The sequence below is a fragment of the Vibrio fujianensis genome (assembly GCF_002749895.1).
In the GTDB taxonomy this organism is placed as follows: domain Bacteria; phylum Pseudomonadota; class Gammaproteobacteria; order Enterobacterales; family Vibrionaceae; genus Vibrio; species Vibrio fujianensis.
The window spans coordinates 339,488-339,899 of record NZ_NBUS01000041.1 but is presented as its reverse complement, the minus strand read 5'-3'; the positions used below and the strand labels follow the sequence as shown (position 1 = coordinate 339,899).

Sequence of the window (412 nt, the reverse complement as noted above, 5' to 3'; positions counted from 1 at the left end):
AAAGCAACGGTCATGGATTGCTGGCACAAGCCGATGTGGTGTGGACGTCGTTTATCGCAAAAGCGCGTAAACGTGTGATCTATCAGGCGTTGTCTAGTTTGCCTGAAACACTGACGGCGCACGCGCAACTGAACATGCTGCTGCAATTACAAGGCTATTATTCGGTGGCATTATTGTGTGGCGAATCGGCGATGCAAGGCGTGGTCGAAGGGCAGTATGTGTTTGATCCGCAATGGCTAACCGAGACGCAAGCGCGTCTTATTCAATTATTGTCGGAAGGCCGTGCGATGGGGGCGGGTGAACTGTCGAGTTCGCTACAAATCGAGCCAGAAATTGTACAAGTACTGACACAACAACTCAAACAGCAACAACGTATTTTTTACAGCTACGCGAAATGGCAGTTGGGTAATGG

The 412-nt window shown here is 49.8% G+C and carries 1 pseudogene; it reads left to right on the top strand.

Annotated features, from left to right (window positions below):
* Positions 1 to 412 (top strand): annotated as a pseudogene (locus tag B7C60_RS18615) (selenocysteine-specific translation elongation factor); the annotation flags it as partial.